Genomic DNA, 21,063 nt, shown 5'->3' on the forward strand with positions numbered 1-21,063 from the left:
GTCGGCCCGAAACTGCGCTGTGCCCCATGCCCGGTGAATGTGCCAACGGTCATGCTGATCAGAGTAGCGGGCGACGTCCGTGCGCGGGGACGTTATCGATCGCCGCGGCTGGGCATCATCCCACGTGACCCCGACACCGGGCGGCCGGAACTTCGGGCCGCCCCACGCGAGGAGGGACGCTTCGATGGGGGAGAAGGTCGTGGCAGGCCGGTTCGACCTGTCCGATCGGCAGCACTACCGCGACAAGCTCCGCAGGTGCCTGACGGGGCTGGAGCGGCTCCTGGACGAGAAGCGGTTCGATCGCCCGAAGAACCTCATGGGACTGGAGATCGAACTGAATCTTGCCGGTGGCGACGGCATGCCGAAAATGCTCAATGCGCAGGTTCTCGAGCGGATCGCAAGCCGTGATTTCCAAACAGAACTCGCCATGTTCAACCTGGAAGTCAACATTGCCCCACATCGATTGGGCGGGCGGGTATTCGACCGGCTCGCCGAGGAACTGACCACCTCGCTGGCATATGCCCACCGAAAAGCGGGGGAGCTCGACGCGGGAATCGTGATGATCGGCATTCTGCCGACACTCGACCGGGACGACCTGGTCTCCTCCAACCTCTCCGACGTCGACCGCTACGCGCTGCTCAACGAGCAGATCGTGGCCGCGCGCGGCGAGGACTTCGTCCTCGACATCGACGGCGTGGAGCGCCTCACCTGCACCTCGAAGTCGATAGCGCCGGAGGCCGCCTGCACCTCCGTACAGCTGCACCTCCAGGTCACTCCGGGCCGCTTCGCCGACGTCTGGAACGCCGCGCAGGCCGTCGCCGCCGCGCAGATCGCCGTCGGCGCCAACTCGCCCTTCCTGTTCGGCCGCGAGCTGTGGCGCGAGTCCAGGCCCCCGCTGTTCCAGCAGTCCACCGACACCCGGCCGCCGGAGCTGCAGGCGCAGGGCGTGCGACCGCGCACCTGGTTCGGGGAGCGCTGGATCTCCTCGGCGTACGACCTGTTCGAGGAGAACCTGCGGTTCTTCCCGGCCCTGCTGCCGATCTGCGACGACGAGGACCCGCTGCAGGTCCTCGACGAGGGCGGTGTCCCCAAGCTCGCCGAACTCGTCCTGCACAACGGCACCGTGTACCGCTGGAACCGCCCGGTCTACGGCATCGCCGACGGCGTCCCGCACCTGCGCGTCGAGAACCGCGTCCTGCCCGCCGGACCCACCGTCACCGACGTCATCGCCAACGCGGCCTTCTACTACGGCCTCGTCCGCGCCCTCTCCGAGGAGCCTCGGCCCGTGTGGACCCGGCTGCCGTTCGAGGCGGCCGCCGCGAACTTCGACGCCGCCTGCAAGCACGGCATCGACGCACGCCTGGAATGGCCGCGGCGGGGCCGGTACGGCGGCACCGTGCAGGTCGACGCGGTGAGCCTCGTACGCGACGAACTGCTGCCGCTCGCCGAGGCGGGACTGGACGCGTGGGGGGTCGAACGCGCCGACCGGGACCTCTACCTGGGTGTCATCGACGAGCGCTGCCGGCGCCGGGTGAACGGTGCGACGTGGCAGGCGGCGACCTTCCATCGGGCCCTGGAGACCGGGCTGTCGCGGGATGCCGCGCTGGCGGCGACGACTCGGAGGTACAGCGAGCTGATGCGGGTGGGGGAGCCGGTGCATACCTGGCCCGTTGGGCTGCCGGAGCCCGTGCCTGCGCGCTAGCCGCGCTCTGCCGATTGCGCCGCTGTGGGGCGTCTTTTGTCTGCGGCGCCGTAGCGGCTGGTCGCGCCGCGCGGCGGAGCCGCATATCGATGCAGCCCCGCGCCCCCGAAGGGGCGCTGCCGCACCGCACCGGATTTCGCCGAGGCCTCCTGGCCGTCGCCCCTCGGCCCCGCCGCCACGATCGCCTTCAGCATCACCGACTGGATCTGTGACGGGTTGCTCACCGACTGGCCCGGGCCGCCCGTCGCCTCCGCTGTCTGTTCGGCCTCCTGGCGGTCTCCGTCGGGGCCCACGGCGATGCCGAACGACAGCAGCCCGCTCTTGACCGCGCCCGCCGTGCCGACGGCGACGGCGAGGACGAGCACCGTCGCCACGGCCACCGTGCGCGGCCGCGCACGTGGACGGGGGGCGCTGCCGCCCGCCCCATACTGATCGGGCAAGCTGTGACGTCCCATGACGGTGCCCCTCCCTGTTGAACCTCGTGCCGGACTGCGGCCGTATGGCAGGCAGAAGGGGGAGGTACGCCCCGTACGGCGTCCGTCCCCCCCGACGGCCTGGCGCACGATCCTCGTAAGTTCTTTCGAGACCCTGGTGGCGTGGCGGTGGGGATGAGGCTGGATGACTCAACTGGAGGCAGGTGTGCAGGCAGAGGCGGGCCCGGTGGCCGATTCCTTTCCGCCGGAACGGCCCTCGCGACGGATTCTCCGTGACGAGACGCTGCTCGTTCTGGGGCTTTCGCTCGGTGCGAGTGGTGTGTCCGCCCTGATCAGTTTTGTCGGATCGGTCACGAAACCAGGGGGGCTCAAGGAGCAGGCCGCCACCCTCAACGCCTCGGCCGCGCCGGGCCGCCCCTGGCTGGATCTGGCCTGGCAGCTGTTCGGGATCGCCACGGCCCTGGTGCCCGTCGCGCTCGTCGCGCACTTCCTGCTGCGCGAGGGCAAGTCACTGCGCACCATCGGCTTCGACCGCACCCGGCCGTGGCCCGACCTCGGCCGCGGCGCCGGGGTCGCGGCCGTGATCGGCAGCACCGGAATCGCCTTCTACCTGGCCGCACGCGGGCTCGGCTTCAACCTCACGGTGGTGCCGGAGGCGCTGCCCGACGTGTGGTGGAAGTACCCCGTGCTGGTCCTCTCGGCGATGCAGAACGCGATCCTCGAAGAGGTCATCGTCGTCGGCTATCTGCTGCGCCGGCTCGGGCAGTTGGGCTGGACACCGGGGACCGCACTGGTGGCCAGTTCCGTACTGCGCGGCTCGTACCACCTCTACCAGGGCATCGGCGGCTTCGTCGGCAACATGGTGATGGGTGTGGTCTTCGTCTACCTGTACCGGCGCTGGGGCCGGGTGGGCCCCCTGGTGGTGGCGCATTCCCTGCTCGACATCGGAGCGTTCGTGGGGTACGCGCTGCTGGCCGGGAAGGTGGGCTGGCTGCCGACGGCGTGAGCGCCGGCAGCCGGGAACGCTAGGCTAGCTAGGCGAGCAGCTCGCCCTCGATGACCGTGACCGCGCGCCCGCTCAGCAGCGTGCGGTCGCCGTGCAGCTGTGTGCGGACGCGGCCGGAGCGGGGCGAGGCCTGCAGGCCGGTGAGGTCGGGGCGGCCGAGCCGCTCGGACCAGAACGGCGCGAGGGCCGTGTGGGCGCTGCCGGTGACCGGGTCCTCGTCGATGCCGGCGTTCGGAAAGAAGCAGCGGGAGACGAAGTCGTAGCCCCGGGCCGGGTCCTCGGCGCGGGCGGTGGCAATGATGCCGCGCTCGGAGTAGGCACCGAGCGCCTTGTGGTCCGGGGTGAGGGCGTGGACCGTCTTCTCGTCGGCGAGTTCGAGGAGCAGGTCACCGACGTTCGGACCGGTGTCGAAGGCGGCGCGCGGCTCGGCGCCCAGCGCTTCGGCCACGCCGTCCGGGACCTCGACCGGTGTGAGCGGCGCCGTCGGGAAGTCCAGGGTGATCGAGCCGTCCTCCTGGGGCATGGCGATGAGGACGCCGCTGCGGGTGGCGAACCGCACCGTCCCCTCGTGGGCGCCGGTGGTGTGCAGCACATGGGCGGTGGCCAGTGTGGCGTGCCCGCACATGTTGACCTCGGTCGCGGGCGTGAACCAGCGCAGCGCCCAGTCGGCGTCCTTGCCCTCGGGCAGTCGGTGCGCGAACGCGGTCTCGGCGTGGTTGACCTCCAGGGCGATCTTCTGGAGCCGGTCGTCGTCGGGGAAGTCGTCGAGAAGCAGTACGCCGGCGGGGTTGCCGGCGAAGGGGCGATCGGTGAAGGCGTCGACGATTCGGATTCGCATGACTTCGACGCTAGGGCGGAGTGGATTCTTCCACCAAGGCCAATCCGGGTCCGGTGGACCGATTTCCGGGCCGCGTGCCTCAGCGGAGCGCCTCTCTGCTGACACCCTGTCGTTGACCGTTCAGCCTTTGCCCAGGAGGCCGTGATGTCCCAGCCGTCCGTGCTCGCCGCTCTGCTCACCGGGCTGCAGGGGGGATCGATCGAAGTCGTCGACCTCACCTCGCCGCTGTCGTCGACCACACCGGTGATCCAGCTGCCGCCCCAGTTCGGCCAGACCCAGGTCTTCGAGCTGGAGGAGATCAGCCGGTACGACGACCGGGGACCGGCCTGGTACTGGAACAACTTCCGCAGCGGTGAGCACACCGGCACCCACTTCGACGCACCCGTCCACTGGGTCACCGGGAAGGACCTCGCCGATGTCGCCTCGGTACCGGCGGGCCGGCTGATCGCCCCCGCGGTCGTACTCGACTTCTCCGAGCACGCCGCCAAGGACCCCGACTTCCTGGTCGAGGTCGACCACATCAAGGCCTGGGAGGCGGACAACGGGCCCTTGCCCGAAGGGGGTTGGCTGCTGCTGCGCACCGGCTGGGACGCCCGCTCGCAGTCGCAGGAGGCATTCCTCAACGCCGACGAGAACGGCCCGCACACCCCCGGCCTGTCAGCGGAGTGCGCCCGTTGGGTCGCCGAGGAGACCCCGGTGCTCGGCCTCGGCACGGAGACGGTGGGCACGGACGCGGGACGGGCGCACTCCTTCGACCCCGCCTTCCCCTGCCACTCCTACTTCCTGGGCGCCGACAAGTACGGGCTGACCCAACTGCAGAACCTCGGCTCCCTGCCCCCGACCGGCGCCGTCGTCATCGCGGGACCGCTGCCGATCGTCTCGGGCTCCGGATCACCCGCACGCGTCCTCGCCCTGGTGGAGCGGTCGTGAAGGTCGCCGAAGCCGTCGGGCGGGCCCTGGTCGCGTCGGGGATCGACCATGTCTTCGGCGTGGTCGGCTCCGGCAACTTCCATCTGACGAACGCCATGGTGGCGGCGGGCGCGCGGTTCGTCGCCGCACGGCACGAGGGCGGCGCGGCGACCATGGCCGACGCGTACGCCCGCACGAGCGGGACGGTCGCCGCGCTCAGCGTCCATCAGGGCCCGGGCCTGACCAACGCCCTGACCGGTGTCACGGAGGCCGCCAAGAGCCGTACCCCGCTGCTGGTGCTGGCCGCCGAGGCGACCGCACAGCGCTCCAACTTCCGTATCGACCAAGCCGTGTTGGCGCACTCCGTCGGTGCCGTCACCGCGCGCGTGACGACGGCGCACGACGCGGTCGAACAGGCCCGCGCGGCCCTCCAGCGGGCCCGGCACGAGCGGCGCACGGTCCTGCTGAACCTGCCGCTGGAGGTGCAGGCCCTCGACGTGCCCGACGGGGCTCTGCCGGGCGCGCATGTCATGCCCGTACGAGAGCCGGTCGAACCGTCCGAGGCCGCGGTGGCGGAGCTGGTACGCGCCCTGGAAGGGTCCCGGCGGCCGGTCTTCGTCGCCGGCCGTGGCGCGCGCGCCACCGGCAGCCGCGACGCGCTCCTCGCCCTGGCCGACCGGTACGGCGCGCTCCTGGCGACCTCGGCAGTGGCCCGCGGCCTGTTCCACGCGAGCCCCTACTCGCTGGACGTCTCCGGCGGCTTCGCCTCGCCCCTCGCGGTCGAACTCATCCAGGGCGCCGACCTGATCGTCGGCTGGGGCTGCGCCCTGAACATGTGGACCATGCGGCACGGCAGCCTGATCGGCCCGGACGCGACCGTCGTTCAGGTCGACGACGACCCGGAGGCGCTCGGGGCGCACAGAGAGGTCACGCTGGGCGTCGCCGGCGACGTGGACCGCACGGCACGGCGGGCACTGGAGGCCGGCGGCGAGAACCGCAGCGGCTACCGCACGCCCGACGTCGCCGAGGCCCTCGCCGCACGGGTCCGGTGGCGGGACGTGCCGTACGAGGACGAGGGCACCCGGGAGCGGATCGACCCGCGGACGCTGAGCATCGCGCTCGACGACATCCTCCCCGCCGAGCGGGTCGTCGGCGTCGACTCCGGAAACTTCATGGGCTACCCGAGCGCGTATCTCTCGGTGCCGGACCACAACGGGTTCTGCTTCACCCAGGCCTTCCAGTCGATCGGCCTGGGCCTCGCGGCCACGATCGGCGCGGCCCTCGCCCAGCCCGGCCGGCTCCCGGTGGCCGCGCTCGGCGACGGCGGCGCGCTGATGAGCGCCGTGGAACTCGACACGGTGCGCCGGCTCGGGCTGGCGATGGTGGTCGTCGTCTACAACGACGAGGCCTACGGAGCGGAGGTGCACCACTTCGGCCCCGACGGCTTCCCGCTGGACACGGTCACCTTCCCGGAGACGGACATCGCCGCCGTGGCCCGCGGCTACGGCTTCGAGGCGGTCACCGTCCGCACGCCCGCCGACCTCAAGGCCGTACAGGACTGGGTCGCCGGACCGCGCTCGGCACCCCTGCTGATCGACGCCAAGGTGACCCGCGAGCACGGTTCCTGGTGGCTGGAGGAGGCGTTCCGCGGCCACTGAGAGCCGCACGGTCCATGCGGACCCGGCCCCGACCCGGGGTCGGGCCCACGAGTGGGGCGTCACTCCATCGACTCCAGAATGCGGTCGAGCGTCCGGCGCCCCATTCTGCTCATCGCAGGATTGCTCTCGAGGTAGTACCAGACGAGGCCCACCACCTGTTCGAACGCCCATGCCTTGCCGCGCTCCCACTCCAGATCGTCACATCCCAGTGTCCGCCGGAGCACGTCCCGCGGGCCCGGCTGCAACAGGTGCCAGGCACTGATCAGGTCCAGCGCGGGGTCGGCGGGGCCGAAGCCGCCGGTGTCGAGTACGCCGCTGAGCCGGCCTCCCGCGACCAGTACATTGCCCGGGATCAGGTCACCGTGGCTCATCACGTCCGCACCCGTGCGCGGCAACTTCCGAAAGTGGCTCCACGCCTGGCGCAGTCGGTGCACGTCGAGCAGCCCCTCACTCTCCTCGAAGCACGTCGCCATCCACTCGTCGTGGTGGGTGAGAACGCCGCCGCGACTGTCGCCGCTGAAGAGCCGCCCCCGCGTGTCGGCCTTCCGCAGGGTCGCGATGAAGTCCGCGAGGTCCTCGGCAAAAGCGTCCGACCCACTCGGGTCGGCATCGGAGGCGACCGTTCCCGGCAGCCACGTCTGGACCGACCAGGGCATGGGGTAACGCGCTCCGGGCTTTCCCAAGGCAACGGGTTCCGGGACGGGGATGCGGGACACCCGCGCCAGCTCCGCGCTCGCCCGGGCTTCCTGTTCCAGAACCGCCCGCGCCTCGGCAGCATCTGCCAGACGCAGTGGGAAACGCGCAGAGAGATCGTTCCCGATGCGGAAGATGGCGTTGACCGTCCCGGTCGACGACAGGGGCCGGACCGTCTTGCCGCTCCATTGAGGGAACTGGTCTTGGATCAAGGTCGCGACGATCTCGCAGGTCACGTCCACTTGGTCGTCATGCATGGCCATGACAGCCAGTCTCCATGCGTCAGAGTCCAGAGATCAACTGGGATTCGCGTCCGTCAAGGCGCTCCATCGGGTCTTGCCATGCGAAGTGTTCCGATATATCGTTGACGCATCGCGACAGATCAACGATGGAATGGAGTGATTGCGATGCGTTCCCATGGATTCGAACGTGGACACGGTGGACCCGGCCCTCGCGGGCGGGGTGGTTTCGAGGGCCGGCGCGGTGCCTTCGGCCCCTTCGGGCCGGGTGGACCCGGCGGTGGTCCGGGCGGCTTCGGCTTCGGCGGACCCGGCTTCGGCCCGGGCCCCTGGGGGCCACGAGGGCGCGGCGGACCGAGGGGCAGGGCACGGCGAGGTGACGTACGGGCATCGATCCTCGCCCTGCTGAAGGACCGGCCCATGCACGGTTACGAGATGATCCAGGAGATCGCCGAGCGCAGCGGCGGGGCGTGGAAGCCCAGCCCCGGCTCGGTGTACCCCACCCTCCAGTTGCTGGAGGACGAGGGCCTGATCACCAGCGCGAGCGAGGGCGGCAAGAAGCTCTTCTCGCTCACCGAGTCCGGCCGTGCCGCGGCCGACGAGGGCCCGGACGCGCCCTGGGAGGAGGCCTCCCGAGGCATCGACTTCGAGGCGCTCGGTGAGATCCGCCAGGCCGGCTTCGGTCTGATGGAGGCCTTCGGTCAGGTCTGGAAGACCGGCAACAAGGAGCAGCGCGAGAAGGCGCTGACGGTCATCAACGAAGCCCGCAAGAAGCTGTACCTGATCCTCGCCGACGAGGACTGACGGTTCTTACGGCGACGAAGGCGCCTCGCGGACCGGTCCGCGAGGCGCCTTCCCGTGTCTGGCGGTCAGGACACCAGCCCGGAGAGCTTGCGCAGCGACTCGTTCAACGCGGCGGTCCCGGAGTCCTTCAGTCTGCCTGCCATCAAAGTGACCGCGGCGCCCGTGAACTCGCCGTCGATGCGGACCTTCGTGGCCTCGCCCTCGGGGGTCAGGGTGTAGCGCGTGGCCAGGTTCACGGCCATCGGACCCTTGCCCTTGATGGCGAACACCCGGGCCGGTTCAAGTTCCGAGATGGTCCACTCGACCTCGGCGGGGAACCCCATCAGCTTCATGTTCTCCTGGAAGGTCCCGCCCACTTCGAGCGCCGCCGGGCCGCCCTGCGGGAAGCTGGTGTGGGTGGCGTTCCACTCGCCGTACGTGGGCCAGTCCATCAGCTGTGCCCACACCTTCTCGGCCGGCGCCTCGATCCGTGCCTCCGCGTTGATTTCGGGCATGCGACCACCTCTTCATGTCGGGCTGTGGTGTCGCGGAACGTAGCCGCAGGGCCTGGAACATTCAATACTGATGAACAGTCAGGAATTGTGGTGCTTCCCGGTGCGCCCCCGAGCGGTCAGTCGACCCGGCGTATCACAGCGGCGTCGAAGAGATCCCAGGCGCGCGGGAGGGCGCTCTCGTCGTGGCAGTGCCAGGCGTCCCAGAACAGGTCGGCGGGCAGCGCGTCCTCCGGGGCGTCCACCCGGTACACGTACTGCTTGCCGTCGACGGCAAGCAGGGACACCAGCCAGCACCTGCTCTCCACGCACTTCCTGGACGTGCGACGGGGCGCTGTGGTTGCCCGCCGAGCGCGTGGCAAGACGGCGCGCGCCCCCAGGGGCAGAACGGCCGGATCTCATCCGTAAGGAGGAGATTCCTGTCGGCCGGGTCCACTCCCTGTGGGACGCGAAAATGCTCCCCCGCGGGGACGACCGGAGGCGGGGAGGTTGATGAGGTAGGGGTTGTGCAACCCCGTATTCCCCGGCAGTCGGTCGGCGAACAGGCCCTCGGTCCCCGCGTGGACAACGATGCCAGGCTCAGTGCCGAACTGGCAGCGGTGGTCTCCGGTGCCCGCCGCCGGGCGGTGCGCGACAGGGACCGGCACATCGACACGGCCCATCTGCTGCACTCGCTCCTGGAGCAGGACCCCGAGGTGCGGGCCGTCTTCGACGACGGGCCCGAGATCGCCCGGCTGCTCGGCTACCTGGTGCAGCGCAGCATCGGTTACGGCCTGCGCTGGCAGGGCTCCGTCGAGGACTCCGGCGCCGTACCCGTGGTCGCGGAGGCCGAGGGCTTCTCGCCGCTCGCCGCGCGCGCGATGGGCCACGCCTGCGAGTGCGCCGCCGTCCGTGGTGCCGAACCGGCCCGCGGCATCGACCTCCTCGCGGCGATCGTCGTGGACCCGCAGGCGCGGGCCGTCGAGGTCCTCGACCGGGCCGGGATCGAAACGGCCACCGTGCTCGCACGCATCGAGAACCGACTGGCGCAGCCGCGGCGGTCCAGTCGCTGAGACAGGTGTCATCTGGTGTGACGCTCATGTCCTCGCCTGTCATCATGGGCCCGTGCACACCTCTGAAAGCAGCCAGGGCGGCCCCGGCAAACGTGTCGGACTCGGACTCGCCCTCGCCTCCGCGGCCGCCTTCGGAGGATCCGGGGTCGCGGCGAAACCCCTGATCGAGGCGGGACTCGACCCGCTGCACGTGGTCTGGCTGCGCGTGGCAGGCGCTGCCCTGGTGATGCTGCCGGTCGCCGTGCGCCACCGCGCGCTGCTGCGCCGCCGCCCGGCGCTGCTCGCCGGGTTCGGACTGCTGGCCGTGGCCGGTGTGCAGGCCTGCTACTTCGCCGCGATATCCCGCATACCCGTCGGGGTGGCGCTGCTCGTCGAGTACCTCGCGCCGGCGCTGGTCCTGGGCTGGGTGCGGTTCGTGCAGCGGCGGCCGGTGACCCGCGCCGCCGCGCTCGGCGTGGTCCTCGCAGCCGGCGGGCTCGCCTGTGTGGTCGAGGTCTGGTCGGGGCTGAGCTTCGACGCCGTCGGCCTGCTGCTCGCCCTCGGCGCCGCCTGCTGCCAGGTCGGCTACTTCGTCCTGTCCGACCAGGGCAGCGACGCCGGCGACGACGCACCCGACCCGCTCGGCGTCATCGCCTACGGCCTGCTGATCGGCGCCGTCGTCCTGACCGCCGTGGCCCGCCCGTGGGCCATGCACTGGTCCGTGCTGACCGGCACGGCGCACATGGACGGCACCCCGGTCGCCGCCCTGCTCCTGCTGGCCTGGATCGTCCTGATCGCCACCGTCCTCGCGTACGTCACCGGTGTGCTGTCGGTGCGCCGGCTCTCCCCGCAGGTGGCAGGCGTCGTGGCGTGCCTCGAAGCGGTCGTCGCGACGGTCCTGGCCTGGGTGCTGCTGGGCGAGCACCTGTCGGCGCCCCAGATCGTCGGCGGTACGGTCGTCCTGGTGGGTGCGTTCATCGCCCAGTCCTCGGCACCTGCCAAGGGATCTGCTCAGCCGGTGGCGAGCGGCGGCCCGGAAAGGGAGTTGTCGTCCCGCGAAGGCGCCGCCTAGGGTGCTGATCATGCATTCGAACGCACTCGTTCTTCCGCCTCCGGCCGCCTGAGGCGGGCCCTCCGGAAACCACGCCCGGCCCGGTGCCGGGCCAAACGGTGCTGCCCGCAGAAGAAGTCCACGGCCCGGCCGATGCCGGGTCCCTTCCGAAACTTCTGCGGAGACCTTCGTGTCGTCGAATGCTGCTTTCGGCCTGCCCGTCGGGCGAGGCCTGTTCTATCTGATCGTCGCCGGTGCCGCCTGGGGCACCGCGGGCGCGGCCGCCTCCCTGGTCTACCGGGCCAGTGACATGGGCTGTGCCGCGCTCTCCTTCTGGCGCTGCGCGGCCGGCCTCGTCCTGCTGCTCGCCGCCCGCCTGCTGCGTCCGCGCGGGCGGACCGCCGTATGCGAACCGCTCCGTCGCAAAGCGCTGCGGGTCGGTGTCTCCGGCCTCGGGCTCGCCGTGTTCCAGACCGCCTACTTCGCGGCCGTGTCCGCCACCGGACTCGCCGTCGCCACCGTCGTCACGCTCGGCACCGGCCCTGTGCTCATCGCGCTGGGCGCCCGGCTGACGATGGGGGAGCGGCTGGGCCGCGGCGGCCTGACCGCCGTCGCCGGAGCCCTGGCGGGGCTGGGCGTGCTCGTCCTCGGCGGCGGCGGAGCGACCGTGCGCCTGTCGGGCGTGCTGTCGGCCCTGCTGTCCGCGGCCGGGTACAGCGTGCTGACCCTGTTCACGCGCTGGTGGGGCAGGGACGGTGAGGTCGACGCCTCCAGTACGTCGATGGGGGCGTTCGCGGTCACCAGCCTCTGTCTGCTGCCGTTCGCCCTGGCCGAGGGGATCGTCCCGCACACGGCGCATCCGGCCCGGACCGTGTGGCTGCTGGCGTACCTCGCCACCGTCCCCACAGCTCTCGCCTACGGCCTCTACTTCGCGGGTGCGGCCGCCGTCCGGTCGGCCACCGTGTCCGTGATCATGCTCCTGGAACCGGTCGGCGCGGCGGCCTTGGCGGTCGCGCTGCTCGGCGAACGGCTCACTCCGGCCACCCTCGCGGGCACGCTGCTGATGCTGGGCTCGGTGGCCGGCCTGGCACTGGCGGAGGCACGCGGCACGGTGGTGGAGGATCCGCTGCCGGAAAGCCCGTCCGTCTGAGGACGAGACCGTTCAGACCGATGACGGAGGGCCGGGGGCAGAGCCCCCGGCCTTCACGGCACCGCCAGGTAGTCCGGAAGCGCGGTGCCGGGTGCCAGGTCCCCGTCCGGCACGGGTGCTTCGTACCCCTTCCGCAGCGGGACGACGCCGGCCCAGTGCGGCAGGGCCAGGTCCTCGGGCTCGTCGTTCACCCCGCCCGTGCGGAGCTTGGCGGAGACCTCGTTCAGATCCAGGCGGATCACGGCGGTGGCGGCCAGCTCCTTCTTGTTCGCGGGCCTGGAGTCGGCCGCCCGGCCCGGTACGACGTGGTCGACCAGCGCGTCCAGGGCGGCCCGCTTCTCCTCCGGGTCGGTCACGTCATGGGCGATGCCGTGCACCACCACGGACCGGTAGTTGATCGAGTGGTGGAAGGCCGAGCGGGCCAGGATCAGCGCGTCGACATGCGTGACGGTCAGGCACACGGCCAGCCCGGGGTCGGCCTTGCCGGTCATCCGCAGGGGGCGCGAGCCCGTCGAGCCGTGCACGTAGAGCCGGTCGCCGACCCGCCCGTAGAGCGTGGGCAGCACGACCGGCGCCCCGTCCCGCACGAAGCCCAGATGGCAGACGTAACCCTCGTCGAGTATCGCGTGCACCAGCTCCTTGTCATAGGACGCCCGGTCCGCGGAACGGGTGGGGACGGTGCGGTCGGTCGGCGTGTAGGCGGCGGGCTGCGACGTCGGTTGCTGCTGGGTCCCCTGCATTGCGATCTCCATTGCACTAGTGCATAATAGTCTTTGTGCTAGAAGGATATCGGATCGAAGGGCGGCGCGCAGCGGAGATTGCGGCGAGCGTCGAGCGTGCGGTGGGGTCCGGCGAGCTGGAACCGGGTCAACTACTGCCTCCGATGCGGGAGTTGGCGGTCGAGCTGGGCGTGAATGCGAACACGGTCGCGTCCGCGTACCGGATCCTGCGGGAGCGCGGGGTCATCGAGACGTCCGGGCGTCGCGGCAGCAGGGTGCGGTCCAAGCCGGCCACCACGGGGCGCGACCAGGTCCGGATGGATGTGCCTGCGGGCGTGCGGGACGTGGCGAACGGCAACCCCGACCCGGCGCTGCTGCCCTCGCTGGCGAAGGTGTTCGCGGCGGCGGGCGAGCAGGGCGACCGGGAACCCGTGCTGTACGGAGACGCGCTGGTCGAACCGGAGCTGGAGCGGCTCGCGCGCGCGGACCTGGACGCCGACGGGGTGCCGCACGGACCGCTGACGGTCGCATCCGGCTCACTGGACGCCATCGAGCGCGTGCTCGCGGCGCACCTCAAACCGGGGGACACCGTCGCCGTGGAGGACCCCGGCTGGGGCAGTCTGCTCGATCTCGTCCCGGCGCTCGGCCTGCGCACGGCCCCGGTCGGCGTCGACGACGAGGGCCCGCTCCCCGACGACGTACAACAGGTACTGGCGGCCGGCGCCCGCGCCCTGATCGTCACGGACCGAGCCCAGAACCCGACCGGCGCCGCGGTGACCGCCACGCGTGCGCGTGCCCTGCGCGCCGTGCTCCGCGACCACTCGGACGTCCTCCTCGTCGAGGACGACCACGGCCACGGCATCGTCGACCTCCCGCTGCACCCCCTGGCCGGCATCACCCGGCACTGGGCCTTCGTGCGCTCGGTCGCCAAGGCGTACGGCCCCGACCTGCGCCTCGCCGTCGTCACCGGCGACACGACCACGGTCGACCGGGTGAGCGGCCGGCACCGCCTCGGCCCCGGCTGGGTCAGCCACCTCATCCAGCGGGCGGTGGTACGGCTGTGGGCCGACGGAGCGCTGGACAGCGGCGCGGTCGCGGCGGCCTACCGCACCCGCCGCGACCTCCTGATCGACGCCCTCGCCCGACGCGGCGTCGAGGCCCACGGCCGCACCGGCCTCAATGTCTGGATCCCCGTACCCGACGAAACCACCGCCGTAGCCGCGCTCCTGCATGCCGGGTGGGCAGTGGCCCCGGGCGCCCGCTTCCGCATGAGCGCCCCACCGGGCATCCGTATCACGGTGGCGACCCTGGCGCCGGAGGAGGTCAACCTCCTGGCGGATGCGATTGCCAGGGCTCTGGGGCCGTCACCGACCCGAAGCTATGTCTAGGCGGGAGTGCGCTCCCCTTCAGGGGCGCGAGGCTGTATCAATGTGCGGCTCCGCCGCGTGGGCGCGCCCGGCCGCCGACAACCTGCACGCGCACGCCCTCCTCAACCCCCAATCCCTTGGGCGCACTTGAACGAACCCGCGCCTGCGTGAGCGCAGCCCCGGCGAGAACAGTCACCGCCCCCACAGGCGTGGACCACCGCAACGACTCCCCGAGAACGGCAACACCCGCGCCCGTAGCGATCACCGGAATGAAGTACGTGACCATCTGGGCCGTGGTGGGCCCGACTTCGGCGACCACTCCGTACTGGATGAGAATCGCAAGCCCCGTCCCGAGCACCCCCAACGCGGCGACGGCAACCAGCGGCACCACCGGAAACCGCGCCGGGAACGTGGTGAACAGCGGCGTGACGACAGCCAGTTGCACCGCGGCCAGCAGCAACTGCGCCCCCGTCATGGACAGATGGGAGTGGCCGGCCCCGGCCAGCGTACGGCGGACGTAGATCCAGCCGACGGGGTAGCTGAGCGAGGCCAGCAGTGCCATCGCCGTGCCGGTGGCGTCCAGCCCGTGGAAACCCTGCCACGCACCGAGGACCGTCAGCACGCCCAGGAAGCCGAGGCCGAGGCCCGCCACCCGCACGCGGCTCGGGCGGTCCTCGGAGAGGGCGACCAGGGAGAGTGCCATGCCCCACAGCGGTGAGGTCGCGTTGCAGATGCCGGCCAGGGTGGACGGGATGGTCAGCTCCGAGTAGGCGAACAGGGAGAACGGCAGCGCGTTGAGCAGAAAAGCGGCGACCGTCAGATGCCCCCACGTGCGCGCCCCGCGCGGCAGGCGCTCCCGCTTCACCGCCATGGCCGCCGCGAGCACCGCCGTCCCGAACACCAGCCGTCCGAGCGTGACCTGGAAGGGCGCGTAGGCCCCGGTGCCCACCTTGATGAGCAGAAAGCTGAATCCCCAGATCAGCGAGAGGGCGCCGAAGCGAAGACGCCAGTCGAGGGCGGGGCGGGTGCGGGGTACGGGGATGCTCATGGGCGCAACGATGATGCACGCCACCTCGTAGCACAATCGAGAATTTGCGCGGGTACCTCGTAGCATTGCTTACATGTTGAATCTGGAGCGTCTGCGCACCCTCGACGCCCTCGCCCGGCACGGCTCCGTCAGCGGGGCCGCCGAGGGGCTGCATGTCACGACGTCGGCCGTCTCCCAGCAGCTGGCCAAGCTGGAGCGGGAGGTCGGCCAGCCGCTGCTGGCCAGGAACGGGCGGGGCGTGCGGCTCACGGACGCGGGCCGGCTGCTCGCCGAGCACGCGGCCCGCATCCTGTCGCAGGTCGAGCTCGCCCAGTCCGACCTGGAGGCGCACCGCGGGGAGGTGGTGGGGGAGCTGCGGCTGGCGGCGTTCCCGACCGCGGCGCGCGGTCTGTTCCCGGCCGCGCTGTCCCAGCTGCGCAAGGCACATCCCGGGCTGCGCGTCACCTCGCGGGAGACGGAGCCCGAGCCCGCCGTCCTCGCCGTGATGCGCGGCGACTTCGACCTCGCCGTCGTCCTGGACTGGTACAACAGACCGCTGCCCATGCCCGACGGGCTGGTCAAGGCCGTCATCCTCGACGACACCGCGGACATCGCGATGCCTGCGGATCACCGTTACGCGGAGCGCGCCGAGGTCGACCTGGAGGACTTCGCCGACGACGAGTGGATCACCTGGGGCGAGAACGAGTTCTGCCACGAGTGGCTGATCCACACCCTGCGCTCCAAGGGCATCGAGCCGCGCGTCGCCCACCGCGCCGAGGAGCATCCCACTCAACTCGCGCTGGTCAGCGCGGGGTTGGGCGTGTGCGTGGCGCCGAGGCTGGGGCGCGGGCCGCTCCCGGAGGGGGTGCGGGCCGTCCCCGTGCGGCAGTCGGTGCGGCGCCAGATCTATGCCGTGTGGCGTGCGGACGCCGACCGCCGCCCGTCGATCCGGGCGGCGGTGGAGGCGCTTCAGGATGCGGGACGCGAAGTGGGCTAGGCAGGGCCCAGCTTGCGGAAGTCCCAGGACACGATCTTCTCCGGGGTCAGCCGCACCCAGGCGTGCCGGCCGTCGTGCGGCATCTCCTCCAGGTTGAAGTTCTTGCGGGCGAACAGGGTCTCCGGGACGTCGAGTTCGGCGCACAGTTCCCCGATGCGGGGGAACTCGCCCACGAACTCCACCGTTCCGGACAGCTCGACGCCGCGCAGCTCGTCGTACTCCTCGCCGGTGTCGACCACGATCGCGACCCGCGGATCGCGCCGCAGGTCGGTCCAGCGCTTGCTGCGCACGACGGAGTACAGCCACATCGAGTTGCCGTCCCAGGCGAACCACAGCGTGCTGACGTGCGGCGCTCCACCCGCGGACACGGTGGCCACCCGGCAGGTGCGCTGGGTGGCGAGGAACTCGTCCAGCTCACCGGGCATCATCATGATCTTGCGGCCCCGACGCTGAGTGACGGTCATGCGGCCCCCTCTTCTCTCACGTCGTGTCAGAGGAACTCCAGTGATCCTCTGACATCACGTCAGAAAAGGATGGGACGTCTTCCGTCCGTACGCAATGGCCGTTACGCTCGCCCGCTCCGGACCGCCGCCGACGAGGGAGAACCGTGCCGTCGTACGAACAGCTCAGCGAACTCCTCGACCCGGCGAGCACCGTGCTGCTGACCGTCGAGTGCCAGCAGGGGGTCGTCGGCCCGGACGGCGCGCTGCCCGAACTCGCCCGCGAGGCACGCTCCTCGGGAGCCCTCGCCAACGTCGCCCGGCTGGTGGCGGCCGCGCACGAGAGCGGGATCCAGGTCGTCCACGCCATCGCGGAGCGCCGTCCCGACGGCCGCGGCGCGAGCCGCAACGCCCGCCTCTTCCGCGCCGCCGAACGCCTCCCCGTGCAGCAGCTGTCCGGCACGACGGCGGTGCGCGTCGCCGCCCCGATCGAGGTCACCGAGGCGGACCTCGTCGTACGACGGCTGCACGGACTGTCCCCGGTCCAGGGCACCGACGTCGACGCGCTGCTGCGCAACCTGGGCTGCCGCACACTGGTCGTGACCGGGGTCTCGGCCAACGTGGCGATCCCGAACGCCGTCTTCGACGCCGTGAACCGCGGCTACACCGCCGTCGTGCCGTCCGACGCCATCGCGGGAGTGCCCTCCGACTACACCCCCGCGATGATCCGCCACACACTCGCACTGGTCGCCACGATCGCGACCACGGACGAGGTGCTGCGCTGCTTCAAGCGGCCCAGGCGTACGCGGATCACGCCAGTGTGATCGAGTCCCCGCTCACGGTGATCTTCTCGGCGGGCAGCGGCTGCGTCGCGGGACCCTTCTTCACGCTGCCGTCGGTCACGGAGAACTCGCTCTTGTGGCACGGACAGATGATCACGCCATTGGAGATCTCGGACACCGCGCAGCCCTGGTGCGTGCACTTCGACGAGAACGCCTTGTACGTGCCCGCCGTCGGCTGGGTGACCACCACGCCCTGGTCCTTGAAGATCTTGCCGCCGCCCGCCGGGATGTCGGCCGTCTTGGCCAGCGCGGTGCCGCCGCCGGAGCCGGACGATGCGCTGGAGCTGCCGCCGCCCGCGTTGGCGCCCGCCTGGGTGTTCGAGGACGAGGAGTCGGAGGACCCGTTGTCCGATCCGCACGCGGTCAGCGCGACGGCGAGCCCCGTCGCGCCCACCGCCGCCACGACGGTACGGCGGCCGGGTGCCGGAACGGGATGGAGCGGTTCGCTGGTCATGCTGACGTTCCCTTCCATGCAGGCTTCGAAGATCTGTCCAGGGGTACGGTCGCCGAGCAAGGGTTGTTCAGACGACGTCGAGAGCTTGACGGGTTCGGGATCAGGGGGAGGTAAGCCAGAGCTGTCGTTTTGCTGTCGGCCAGTAACCTGGGGCGATGCTCAAGGAAGTCATCGTGACCCGCTACATCACGCCCCTGCGGGAGGGCGGATCGCTGCCCGCGCTCGTCGAGGCCGACGACTTCGGGGCCTACGTCCTGAAGTTCACCGGCGCGGGACAGGGCCGCAAGACACTGGTCGCCGAGGTCGTCTGCGGCGAACTCGCCCGCCGGCTCGGCCTGCGGGTGCCGCGGCTCGTGACGGTCGACCTGGACCCGGTGCTGGGGCTCGGCGAGCCGGAGCAGCAGGTGCAGGACCTGCTGCGGTCCAGCGGCGGCACCAACCTCGGGATGGACTTCCTCTCCGGCGCCCTCGGTTTCGACCCGCTCGCCTTCTCGGCGAGCCCCGAGGAGGCAGGCCGGATCGTCTGGTTCGACGCCCTGGTGAACAACGTCGACCGCTCCTGGCGCAACCCCAACCTGCTGATGTGGCACGGTGATCTGTGGCTCATCGACCACGGCGCCACCATGATCTGGCACCACAACTGGCCCGGCGCCGAGGCCTCCGCGGGGCGTTCCTACGACGCCTCGGACCACGCCCTCGCCCGCTTCGCCCCCGATCTCGCGGGCGCCGCCGCCGAGTTGGCGCCCCGGGTCACCGAGGAACTCCTCACCGAGGTCACCGCCGAGATCCCGGACGCCTGGCTGGCCGGCGAACCCGGCTTCGGCACCCCGGACGACCTCCGGCGGGCCTACGCGCGGCCGCTGCTGGCCCGGGCCGCCGTCGTCCACGAGCGTGTCACCGGGATCGAGGAGGGCAAGTGAGCGAGCGCCACATCCACATGGCCGGCTCGGTGGTCGAGCGGCACATCATCCGCGGCGGCCAGGGCGGCGACCGTGACGTCTTCGAGTACGCGCTGCTGCGCGTCGTACCGCGGGTGGAGCGCGGCGAGTGCATCAACGCCGGCGTGCTCGTCTACTGCCGTGCCAAGGCCTACGTCGGCGCCCGCACCCACCTCGACGAGGCGCGGCTGCTGGCCCTCGACCCGGCGGCGGACGTGGCCGGCGTCCGGGCCGCCCTCGGGGCCGTGGAGCGCGTGTGCGGGGGCGGGGAGGCGGCGGGGCAGGCCGCGGGCGACGACGCCGGACGGCGCTTCAGATGGCTGATTGCGCCGCGTTCCACGGTTCTCCAGCCCGGGCCGGTGCACACTGGGCTCACCGCCGATCCGGCGGCCGAGACGGAGCGCCTGCTCGAGCTGCTGGTGAGGTAATGGATCACACCCGCCCGCGTGCCGTTGACACCGAGTGCCAGGCCTTCTAGCGTCACGTCTGCCGAAGGTACTAAGCGGTCGCTCACTGAGCGGGCGTACTGACGACGGACGTACTTTCAAGCGGGCGTACTTTCTCGAGGGCGAGGAGAAGCAGCAATGTCCACCACTGAGCAGCGGGTCGCTGTGGTCACCGGCGGAGCGCGCGGCATCGGCGCCGCCACCGCCGTACGGCTGGCCGCCGAGGGTCGCGCGGTCGCCGTGATCGACCTCGACGAGGCCGCCTGCAAGGACACCGTGGAGAAGATCACCGCGGCGGGCGGCAAGGCCCTCGCGGTCGGCGCGGACGTCTCCGACGAGGCGCAGGTCGAGGCCGCGATCGCGCGGGTCGTGGAGGAGCTGGGCGCGCCGACGATCCTGGTCAACAACGCGGGCGTGCTGCGCGACAACCTGCTGTTCAAGATGAGCGTCTCCGACTGGGACACCGTCATGAACGTCCATCTGCGCGGCGCCTTCCTGATGTCGAAGGCCGTCCAGAAGCACATGGTCGACGCGGGCTTCGGCCGGATCGTCAACCTGTCCTCGTCCTCGGCGCTCGGCAACCGCGGCCAGGTGAACTACTCCGCGGCCAAGGCCGGTCTGCAGGGCTTCACCAAGACCCTCGCCAAGGAGCTCGGCAAGTTCGGCATCACCGCCAACGCCGTCGCCCCCGGCTTCATCGCCACCGACATGACCGCCGCCACCGCTGCGCGCGTGGGCATGGGCTTCGAGGACTTCAAGGCCGCGGCCGCCACCCAGATCCCGGTGGCGCGGGTCGGCGAGCCGGACGACATCGCCAACGCCATCGCCTTCTTCACGGGCGAGGCGGCCGGGTTCGTCTCCGGCCAGGTGCTGTACGTCGCCGGCGGACCGCTCGACTAGGAGAACACGGACCATGACTGAACTGCCCGCCCTCTCCGGCAAGGTCGCCCTCGTCACGGGCGCCAGCCGGGGCATCGGCTACGGCGTCGCCGAGGCGCTGGTCGCCCGCGGTGACCGTGTCGCCATCACCGGCCGCAACGAGGACGCCCTCAAGGAGGCCGTCGACAAGCTCGGCGCCGAACGCGTCATCGGCATCGCCGGCAAGGCGCACGACCTGGAGCACCAGACCGAGGCCGTCGAGCGCACCATGGGGGCCTTCGGCCGCGTCGACCACCTGGTCAACAACGCCGGGACCAACCCGGTGTTCGGCCCGATCGCCGACCTCGACCTGGACGTGGCCCGCAAGGTCTTCGAGACCAACGTGATCTCCGCGCTCGGTTTCGCCCAGAAGACCTGGCACGCCTGGCAGAAGGACAACGGCGGCACCATCGTCAACATCGCGTCCGTCGCCGGCATCGCGCCGTCGCCCTTCATCGCCGCGTACGGCGTCAGCAAGGCCGCGCTGATCAACCTGACCCAGCAGCTGGCGCACGAGTTCGCGCCCAAGGTGCGGGTCAACGCGATCGCCCCGGCTGTCGTGAAGACACAGTTCGCCAAGGCCCTGTACGAGGGCCGGGAGGCGGAGGCGGCCGCCGCCTACCCGCTGGCCCGGCTCGGCGTGCCCTCCGACATCGGCGGCGCCGCCGCGTTCCTCACCTCCGAGCAGTCCGCCTGGGTCACCGGCCAGACGCTCGTGGTCGACGGCGGCATCTTCCTCAACGCCGGCGTCGCCTGACGCAAGCGGTTGCAATCGTAACGATCGGGTGCACAAGGGCGCCGTTTCCTTGACGGAAACGGCGCCCTTGTCGTCGTTCAGGAGGGGGACGGCGGAATGACAACGTCGTCAAAAAGAAGCTGATCAACGCCCCTGTACCGACCGGGTTCAAC

Annotated in this window: 24 protein-coding genes; 15 read left to right on the top strand and 9 right to left on the bottom strand. The window is 71.1% G+C overall.

The genetic code is table 11. The features are described from left to right. Window positions 1-184: 184 nt before the first annotated feature. The gene (locus AB0N07_RS28130; protein WP_365839682.1) at window positions 185-1,702 is read left to right on the top strand and encodes a glutamate-cysteine ligase family protein; all 1,518 of its coding nucleotides are present in this window, start codon (window positions 185-187) and stop codon (window positions 1,700-1,702) included. Here AB0N07_RS28130 and AB0N07_RS28135 read toward each other — a convergent pair. After that, window positions 1,699-2,142 (bottom strand): hypothetical protein, encoded by a 444-nt coding sequence (locus AB0N07_RS28135; protein WP_365839684.1) that lies wholly within the window; start codon window positions 2,140-2,142, stop codon window positions 1,699-1,701. The genes AB0N07_RS28130 and AB0N07_RS28135 overlap by 4 nt on opposite strands. 199 nt (window positions 2,143-2,341) lie before the next feature. On the opposite strand from AB0N07_RS28135, the gene AB0N07_RS28140 reads away from it, so the two are divergent. After that, the gene (locus tag AB0N07_RS28140; protein WP_365839756.1) at window positions 2,342-3,142 is read left to right on the top strand and encodes a type II CAAX endopeptidase family protein; all 801 of its coding nucleotides are present in this window, start codon (window positions 2,342-2,344) and stop codon (window positions 3,140-3,142) included. 28 nt (window positions 3,143-3,170) lie between these two features. Here AB0N07_RS28140 and AB0N07_RS28145 read toward each other — a convergent pair whose 3' ends face one another. Next, entirely contained in the window at window positions 3,171-3,980 is an 810-nt protein-coding gene (locus tag AB0N07_RS28145) for a PhzF family phenazine biosynthesis protein (RefSeq protein WP_365839686.1), read from the bottom strand. 144 nt (window positions 3,981-4,124) lie between these two features. On the opposite strand from AB0N07_RS28145, the gene AB0N07_RS28150 reads away from it, so the two are divergent. Continuing rightward, window positions 4,125-4,910 carry a cyclase family protein gene (locus AB0N07_RS28150; RefSeq protein WP_365839688.1) on the top strand — a complete coding sequence of 262 codons (786 nt, stop codon included), beginning with the start codon at window positions 4,125-4,127 and terminating at the stop codon, window positions 4,908-4,910. Continuing rightward, a complete protein-coding gene (locus AB0N07_RS28155; RefSeq protein WP_365839690.1) occupies window positions 4,907-6,547 on the top strand; it encodes a thiamine pyrophosphate-binding protein in 1,641 nt (546 codons plus the stop codon). The genes AB0N07_RS28150 and AB0N07_RS28155 overlap by 4 nt, the downstream gene beginning before the upstream one ends. Window positions 6,548-6,606: 59 nt before the next feature. Here AB0N07_RS28155 and AB0N07_RS28160 read toward each other — a convergent pair whose 3' ends face one another. Then, a complete protein-coding gene (locus AB0N07_RS28160; protein WP_365839692.1) occupies window positions 6,607-7,503 on the bottom strand; it encodes an aminoglycoside phosphotransferase family protein in 897 nt (298 codons plus the stop codon). Window positions 7,504-7,647: 144 nt separating this feature from the next. On the opposite strand from AB0N07_RS28160, the gene AB0N07_RS28165 reads away from it, so the two are divergent. Further along, window positions 7,648-8,283: a PadR family transcriptional regulator gene (locus AB0N07_RS28165; RefSeq protein WP_344399177.1), complete on the top strand. Its 636-nt coding sequence runs from the start codon at window positions 7,648-7,650 to the stop codon at window positions 8,281-8,283. 65 nt (window positions 8,284-8,348) lie between these two features. Here AB0N07_RS28165 and AB0N07_RS28170 read toward each other — a convergent pair whose 3' ends face one another. Together AB0N07_RS28170 and AB0N07_RS28175 are read right to left on the bottom strand one after the other, a co-directional pair. Then, entirely contained in the window at window positions 8,349-8,777 is a 429-nt protein-coding gene (locus tag AB0N07_RS28170) for an SRPBCC family protein (protein WP_365839694.1), read from the bottom strand. Between the two features lie 116 nt (window positions 8,778-8,893). Beyond that, complete coding sequence (locus AB0N07_RS28175) at window positions 8,894-9,061, bottom strand: hypothetical protein (RefSeq protein WP_365839696.1); 168 nt, start codon at window positions 9,059-9,061, stop codon at window positions 8,894-8,896. 219 nt (window positions 9,062-9,280) lie between these two features. On the opposite strand from AB0N07_RS28175, the gene AB0N07_RS28180 reads away from it, so the two are divergent. From AB0N07_RS28180 to AB0N07_RS28190, 3 genes are all read left to right on the top strand, one after another. Next, on the top strand, window positions 9,281-9,826 hold the full coding sequence (locus AB0N07_RS28180; RefSeq protein ID WP_365839698.1) for a Clp protease N-terminal domain-containing protein: 546 nt from the start codon (window positions 9,281-9,283) through the stop codon (window positions 9,824-9,826). 52 nt (window positions 9,827-9,878) lie between these two features. Next, window positions 9,879-10,877: an EamA family transporter gene (locus AB0N07_RS28185; RefSeq protein ID WP_365839700.1), complete on the top strand. Its 999-nt coding sequence runs from the start codon at window positions 9,879-9,881 to the stop codon at window positions 10,875-10,877. A gap of 169 nt (window positions 10,878-11,046) precedes the next feature. Then, complete coding sequence (locus tag AB0N07_RS28190; RefSeq protein WP_365839702.1) at window positions 11,047-12,006, top strand: EamA family transporter; 960 nt, start codon at window positions 11,047-11,049, stop codon at window positions 12,004-12,006. 53 nt (window positions 12,007-12,059) lie between these two features. Here the strand turns inward: AB0N07_RS28190 and AB0N07_RS28195 are convergent, their stop codons facing one another. Next, entirely contained in the window at window positions 12,060-12,746 is a 687-nt protein-coding gene (locus tag AB0N07_RS28195) for a pyridoxamine 5'-phosphate oxidase family protein (protein WP_365839758.1), read from the bottom strand. 35 nt (window positions 12,747-12,781) lie between these two features. Between AB0N07_RS28195 and AB0N07_RS28200 the strand changes: the two genes are divergently transcribed. Continuing rightward, a complete protein-coding gene (locus AB0N07_RS28200; RefSeq protein WP_365839704.1) occupies window positions 12,782-14,113 on the top strand; it encodes an aminotransferase class I/II-fold pyridoxal phosphate-dependent enzyme in 1,332 nt (443 codons plus the stop codon). Between the two features lie 37 nt (window positions 14,114-14,150). Here the strand turns inward: AB0N07_RS28200 and AB0N07_RS28205 are convergent, their stop codons facing one another. Further along, window positions 14,151-15,140, bottom strand: coding sequence for a DMT family transporter (locus AB0N07_RS28205; RefSeq protein WP_365839706.1), 990 nt, complete (start codon window positions 15,138-15,140; stop codon window positions 14,151-14,153). Between the two features lie 73 nt (window positions 15,141-15,213). On the opposite strand from AB0N07_RS28205, the gene AB0N07_RS28210 reads away from it, so the two are divergent. After that, complete coding sequence (locus AB0N07_RS28210) at window positions 15,214-16,116, top strand: LysR family transcriptional regulator (protein WP_365839708.1); 903 nt, start codon at window positions 15,214-15,216, stop codon at window positions 16,114-16,116. Here AB0N07_RS28210 and AB0N07_RS28215 read toward each other — a convergent pair. Further along, window positions 16,113-16,580 carry a pyridoxamine 5'-phosphate oxidase family protein gene (locus AB0N07_RS28215; RefSeq protein ID WP_365839710.1) on the bottom strand — a complete coding sequence of 156 codons (468 nt, stop codon included), beginning with the start codon at window positions 16,578-16,580 and terminating at the stop codon, window positions 16,113-16,115. The genes AB0N07_RS28210 and AB0N07_RS28215 overlap by 4 nt on opposite strands. A gap of 143 nt (window positions 16,581-16,723) precedes the next feature. Between AB0N07_RS28215 and AB0N07_RS28220 the strand changes: the two genes are divergently transcribed. Beyond that, window positions 16,724-17,380 (top strand): cysteine hydrolase, encoded by a 657-nt coding sequence (locus AB0N07_RS28220; RefSeq protein WP_365839712.1) that lies wholly within the window; start codon window positions 16,724-16,726, stop codon window positions 17,378-17,380. On the opposite strand, the gene AB0N07_RS28225 is transcribed toward AB0N07_RS28220, so the two are convergent. Continuing rightward, window positions 17,367-17,852, bottom strand: coding sequence for a Rieske (2Fe-2S) protein (locus AB0N07_RS28225; protein ID WP_365839714.1), 486 nt, complete (start codon window positions 17,850-17,852; stop codon window positions 17,367-17,369). The genes AB0N07_RS28220 and AB0N07_RS28225 overlap by 14 nt on opposite strands. Window positions 17,853-18,007: 155 nt before the next feature. Between AB0N07_RS28225 and AB0N07_RS28230 the strand changes: the two genes are divergently transcribed. From AB0N07_RS28230 to AB0N07_RS28245, 4 genes are all read left to right on the top strand, one after another. Then, complete coding sequence (locus AB0N07_RS28230; protein ID WP_365839716.1) at window positions 18,008-18,772, top strand: HipA family kinase; 765 nt, start codon at window positions 18,008-18,010, stop codon at window positions 18,770-18,772. Then, entirely contained in the window at window positions 18,769-19,218 is a 450-nt protein-coding gene (locus tag AB0N07_RS28235) for a DUF3037 domain-containing protein (protein WP_365839718.1), read from the top strand. Before AB0N07_RS28230 ends, AB0N07_RS28235 begins: the two co-directional genes overlap by 4 nt. Window positions 19,219-19,374: 156 nt before the next feature. Continuing rightward, window positions 19,375-20,136, top strand: a complete 762-nt coding sequence (fabG, locus tag AB0N07_RS28240) for a 3-oxoacyl-ACP reductase FabG (RefSeq protein WP_344399191.1) — start codon at window positions 19,375-19,377, stop codon at window positions 20,134-20,136. 13 nt (window positions 20,137-20,149) lie between these two features. Further along, complete coding sequence (locus AB0N07_RS28245; RefSeq protein ID WP_365839720.1) at window positions 20,150-20,911, top strand: SDR family oxidoreductase; 762 nt, start codon at window positions 20,150-20,152, stop codon at window positions 20,909-20,911. Window positions 20,912-21,063 lie beyond the last annotated feature (152 nt).

It is taken from the genome of Streptomyces sp. NPDC051172 (assembly GCF_040682555.1).
Lineage (GTDB): Bacteria > Actinomycetota > Actinomycetes > Streptomycetales > Streptomycetaceae > Streptomyces.

What these genes read in the sequence shown, in the direction of transcription:
- AB0N07_RS28210 (WP_365839708.1), top strand. Translation starts at nt 15,214, where the DNA reads ATGTTGAATCTGGAGCGTCTGCGCACCCTCGACGCCCTCGCCCGGCAC.
- AB0N07_RS28170 (WP_365839694.1), bottom strand. Translation starts at nt 8,777, where the DNA reads ATGCCCGAAATCAACGCGGAGGCACGGATCGAGGCGCCGGCCGAGAAG.
- AB0N07_RS28165 (WP_344399177.1), top strand. Translation starts at nt 7,648, where the DNA reads ATGCGTTCCCATGGATTCGAACGTGGACACGGTGGACCCGGCCCTCGC.
- AB0N07_RS28145 (WP_365839686.1), bottom strand. Translation starts at nt 3,980, where the DNA reads ATGCGAATCCGAATCGTCGACGCCTTCACCGATCGCCCCTTCGCCGGC.
- AB0N07_RS28130 (WP_365839682.1), top strand. Translation starts at nt 185, where the DNA reads ATGGGGGAGAAGGTCGTGGCAGGCCGGTTCGACCTGTCCGATCGGCAG.
- AB0N07_RS28245 (WP_365839720.1), top strand. Translation starts at nt 20,150, where the DNA reads ATGACTGAACTGCCCGCCCTCTCCGGCAAGGTCGCCCTCGTCACGGGC.
- AB0N07_RS28160 (WP_365839692.1), bottom strand. Translation starts at nt 7,503, where the DNA reads ATGGCCATGCATGACGACCAAGTGGACGTGACCTGCGAGATCGTCGCG.
- AB0N07_RS28195 (WP_365839758.1), bottom strand. Translation starts at nt 12,746, where the DNA reads ATGCAGGGGACCCAGCAGCAACCGACGTCGCAGCCCGCCGCCTACACG.
- AB0N07_RS28215 (WP_365839710.1), bottom strand. Translation starts at nt 16,580, where the DNA reads ATGACCGTCACTCAGCGTCGGGGCCGCAAGATCATGATGATGCCCGGT.
- AB0N07_RS28205 (WP_365839706.1), bottom strand. Translation starts at nt 15,140, where the DNA reads ATGAGCATCCCCGTACCCCGCACCCGCCCCGCCCTCGACTGGCGTCTT.
- fabG (WP_344399191.1), top strand. Translation starts at nt 19,375, where the DNA reads ATGTCCACCACTGAGCAGCGGGTCGCTGTGGTCACCGGCGGAGCGCGC.
- AB0N07_RS28150 (WP_365839688.1), top strand. Translation starts at nt 4,125, where the DNA reads ATGTCCCAGCCGTCCGTGCTCGCCGCTCTGCTCACCGGGCTGCAGGGG.
- AB0N07_RS28230 (WP_365839716.1), top strand. Translation starts at nt 18,008, where the DNA reads ATGCTCAAGGAAGTCATCGTGACCCGCTACATCACGCCCCTGCGGGAG.
- AB0N07_RS28225 (WP_365839714.1), bottom strand. Translation starts at nt 17,852, where the DNA reads ATGACCAGCGAACCGCTCCATCCCGTTCCGGCACCCGGCCGCCGTACC.